Annotated in this window: 3 protein-coding genes; 1 reads left to right on the top strand and 2 read right to left on the bottom strand. The window is 45.7% G+C overall.

The genetic code is table 11. The features are described from left to right. A partial coding sequence (locus AC6R1O_RS15540; RefSeq protein ID WP_500657338.1) for a hypothetical protein occupies positions 1 to 934 on the top strand: 934 nt, incomplete at its 5' end. A 123-nt stretch (positions 935 to 1,057) separates the two neighbouring features. On the opposite strand, the gene AC6R1O_RS15535 is transcribed toward AC6R1O_RS15540, so the two are convergent. After that, a complete protein-coding gene (locus tag AC6R1O_RS15535) occupies positions 1,058 to 1,804 on the bottom strand; it encodes an EAL domain-containing protein (protein ID WP_500657337.1) in 747 nt (248 codons plus the stop codon). A gap of 214 nt (positions 1,805 to 2,018) precedes the next feature. Beyond that, positions 2,019 to 2,376 (bottom strand): hypothetical protein (locus AC6R1O_RS15530; RefSeq protein ID WP_500657336.1); only part of this gene is annotated, 358 nt, incomplete at its 5' end.

Genomic DNA, 2,376 nt, shown 5'->3' with positions numbered 1-2,376 from the left:
AAATGCCATGCTAAAACGCCACCACGAAGGCAAGAAAAAACTGTCCGCTGCAGATGAAGCCTCCCTCATGAGTGCGGAACGCGAAATGACAATCTTCACATGCCCACTATTGGAGGTTAGCCACAAGGTTGAATTCCGATTTGAGCTGTCGACGATCGAGTACGAAGAGATGGTGAAAATCCACAAGTCACTCTTCACTCAGCAGGAGTGGATTGATTACTTAGGCATCAACAAAATTACGCATTACAACCTTTCCACAGGCAGAAAGAAGTTCAGTACAGATGTGGGCAAGCGGCTTATTGATCTTCTGTTGCCGCATTCACACATTTTGGAGATGACCGCGTACGCTCTGTCTGAATACGTAGTTGATGGTACGCCGGTAAAAGAGATGGAGATGTCGGCGTTTGGTAAGCACAGCTCTAATCTATGGAAAACACTCATCGACGGGCGCAATGTGATGTTCAAGTATTATTGGTCTCAACGTAGCCACATTGACCTGATGCAGATTTACATCTATTTGAAAACGGCTGAGTACCGAAAAGCGAAGTCTGAAATTTTCACGGACTGGTACGACAGTCCCGAGTATATGGCGCAGTCGCACGTTCAGAAGAGCACAAGCACGAAGAATGAAAACTCAAACAAATCACGGGCAAGTCACTTGGTCAAACTGATGAAGACTTACAAGAATGCGGAACTAAACGACCACCAGCAAAAGCAGCTCAATGAAATCATTCAGAGAGGCCTGCATGCGTTGGGTTACGTTGGAGGGGAGCTGAACTATGAGGACGCCTTGAAATACATGGAGGGCATTCTAGGTATTACTAAGGAGCGCAATGACTTTGCGAGCGACCAATTCACGAATGCCGCAGCAGGCGTAATGTTCCCAGTATCATCGGAATCAGACGAGGATTTGGGTATCTACCTAATGAATTAGGGTTTCCATTGTGACAAAAACGCAATAAGCGTTCTGTAAGTGATTGATTTTACTTATTTGAAGCCCTAAAAAAGCGACAAGTTTAATAAAAAAGTTGTCGCTTTTTCTTTATCTCGAACTCAACTATTTTGAGTAGGCCGGTATGTATGGTAGTGGCCAGACTACAGATTCTACACAGTTAGAGCTGTACGGCTCACGCATTTCTCTTAAGGGGTAAGGCTTCTGGTAGAAATACCCTTGCGCAAGAGTTACTCCAATCTGATGTAATGTATCATGCTGACTTTTAGTTTCAACCCCTTCCACCACGACCTCTGCGCCAAACATCTCAGAAAGATCAATTAAATGCGAGACAAGTTTTTGTTGTTTAGTGCAGCGGTCAATCTCCGCGATAAACTGTCGATCGATTTTAAGTTGAGAGATAGGAAGCTTAAATAGTCGTTCGTATCCACTCTTGCCGGTCCCGAAGTCATCTAGTGAAAATCTAAGTCCCATGGACGTAAGCTTGCACATCACTTCAGCCAACTGAAAAATATCCGTGTCATCGATTTCAGTTAGCTCGCAGATCAACATTGATGGCGGGTAGCCGCTTTTCGTTAATATGTGCGTGAGCTTATTGAGTGTCGTGGGAAACAAGAGTTGCTTAGGTGAGAGATTGAATTGAAGAGTGTGAGGGTTATTGATGAACCCAGCCATGGTATCACGCAAGACCTTAATACTGATGTCTGCTCCGGAACGCGGTGTCACCGTTTTGAAAAACGATTCAATGTCCAGCGCCTGCACGCACCGGCTGAGCACCTCAAAAGAATGAGTCTGTCGCGTACTGATATTTACGATCGGCTGCAACTGCGCCCTGAAAAGTTCTTCGTCCATGTCATCATCCCTGCCAATCTAACAGGGCCGCAGCCCTTAATTATTAGAATATATACTACCAGATATTTTAGATTAAACAGCTGACATGTGCTACTTTTTTGCGCAGGGCTTACACCCACAATCTGGGCGGGGAACCACTAGCCACCAGCAGCAAAGCCATACAAGCTGATGCTCTATGCTGGTGGACGGCGATGAACGACAAATCTGAGGAATGTTAAATCAATTTTAGAGCAGGACGGCCCAACTCCGTTCTAACGACAACATTACCTTCGTGCCGATACACAACAGCCAACAACGCATCACTCAATTCTGTTTGTTCATCAATAAAACGAGTAACAGTTTGAAGGTCATCGAATTCGAGATGAACGCAAACACACTTAACTTTAGAGTGTGCCACCTCTTCGCTGTTTATTTCAGTGGTCAATCTGTATCGCTCACCGTCCCCGCCACCGATGTACGAACCAATTGCCGCGAAATCCGCCATGGCGGAAAGAGAAGCTCCGGTCGCCACGAGAACCCATCCACACTTGTTGGCACATTGTTGGAGCAAAGCCTTGCCATCTTCGGAAAGT

It is taken from the genome of Vibrio sp. R11-SG3-ISO3-SZ, assembly GCF_059834345.1.
The sequence above is the reverse complement of the archived record's forward strand: the minus strand, read 5'-3'. Positions and strand labels throughout refer to the sequence as shown.

Excerpts from the sequence above, each read along its gene's own strand:
- AC6R1O_RS15535 (WP_500657337.1), bottom strand. The coding sequence starts at position 1,804 with ATGGACGAAGAACTTTTCAGGGCGCAGTTGCAGCCGATCGTAAATATC.